Source organism: Pseudonocardia sp. D17 (assembly GCF_036984265.1).
Taxonomy (GTDB): Bacteria; Actinomycetota; Actinomycetes; order Mycobacteriales; family Pseudonocardiaceae; genus Pseudonocardia; species Pseudonocardia benzenivorans.
This window is the reverse complement of sequence record NZ_BPRG01000149.1, coordinates 1-1,499: the sequence shown is the minus strand read 5'-3', so window position 1 is coordinate 1,499 and position 1,499 is coordinate 1. Positions and strand designations below refer to the sequence as shown.

General features: G+C 68.2%; 1 protein-coding gene. It reads left to right on the top strand.

The annotated features are described in order from the left end of the window. Positions 1-81: 81 nt before the first annotated feature. Positions 82-1,326: an IS701 family transposase gene (locus PSD17_RS23085; protein ID WP_407692854.1), complete on the top strand. Its 1,245-nt coding sequence runs from the start codon at positions 82-84 to the stop codon at positions 1,324-1,326. The last annotated feature ends 173 nt before the right edge of the window (positions 1,327-1,499 follow it).

Sequence of the window (1,499 nt, the reverse complement as noted above, 5' to 3'; positions counted from 1 at the left end):
CGCCGACACTGACAGGACCGGGCCCACCACTTCTGAAACGACGTCTAATACTCCAGCCGCAGTTTGTTATGTGATCTTCCGATAGGCTTCGATCTTGTGGAGTTGCCGGAGGATCTCGAGGCGTGGGCCGGTGGCCTGGACGGGTTGTTCGGGCTGGTGGCGGGCCGGTTCTTCCGTGCGGAGCCGCGGCGGCGCGCGCGGGCGTATGTGCGGGGGTTGCTGGCCCCGCTGGCCGGGAAGAACGGGTGGACGCTGGCCGAGGTTGCCGGTGAGGCGACCCCGGATGGGATGCAGCGGCTGCTCAACGCCGCCAGCTGGGACGTCGACGGGGTCCGTGACGATGTGCGGGACTATGTGGTCGAGCATCTCGGCGAGCCGGGTGGGGTGCTGATCGTCGACGAGACCGGGTTCCTGAAGAAGGGCACGAAGTCCGCCGGGGTGCAGCGCCAGTACTCCGGCACGGCGGGCCGGGTGGAGAACTGCCAGCTCGGGGTGTTCTTGGCCTACGCCACTGGCAAGGGGCGCACCCTGATCGACCGCGAGCTCTATCTGCCCAAGTCCTGGACCGGGGATCGGGAACGCTGCCGGGAGGCGGCGGTGCCCGACGAGGTTGAGTTCGCTACCAAGACCGTCTTGGCCAAGCAGATGATCGGCCGCGCCCTCGATGCCGGAGTTCCGGCCTCGTTCGTGGCGGCGGACGAGGCATACGGGCAGGACTACAAGTTCCGCTCCTGGTGCGAGCAGCGCCGGATTGGCTACGTCGTCGCGGTTCCCCGAAATCAGTCCATCCCGTTGTCCGTGGACGCCGACATCTCGCAGATCAGCGGCTCACGACGGGCGGATGATCTGGTCGCCCGCGCTCCCGAACGGGCATGGAAGCGCCGTTCGGCCGGCCCCGGGGTGAAGGGTGAGCGGTTCTACGACTGGGCCGTGGCCTCGCTGTATCCGCCCGAGAACGCCCCGGCCGGGTGGGGCCGATGGCTGCTGGTGCGCCGCCAGATCCTCGGCGCCGACCAGCTCCAGGCCGGTGCGGAGCCGGAGCTGGCCTACTACCTGTGCGCCGGGCCGCCCGGTACCACCGACGAGGACCTGATCCGGGTCGCCGGGACCCGCTGGGCAATCGAGGAGTGCTTCCAGACCGCGAAGAACGAGGTCGGTCTCGACCAGTACCAGGTCCGCCGCTACGACGCCTGGTACCGCCACATCACCCTCGCCCTCCTCGCCCACGCCTACCTCTCGGTCACCGCGGCAATCGCCCCAAAAGACCTGGTAGCGGCCTCATCCCGCTCACCCTCGCCGAGATCCGACGTCTCCTGGCACCTCTGACCCACATCCCGACCCAACCGCTGCGATGGGCCTGGTCAACCTGGCGACGCCGCCACCAACACCGAGCCCGCGAAGCCCACTACCGCCGACGGGAACAGCACACCTAACGAACTGCGGCTGGAGTATTAGACGTCGTTTCAGAAGTGGTGGGCCCGGTCCTGTCAGTGTCGGCG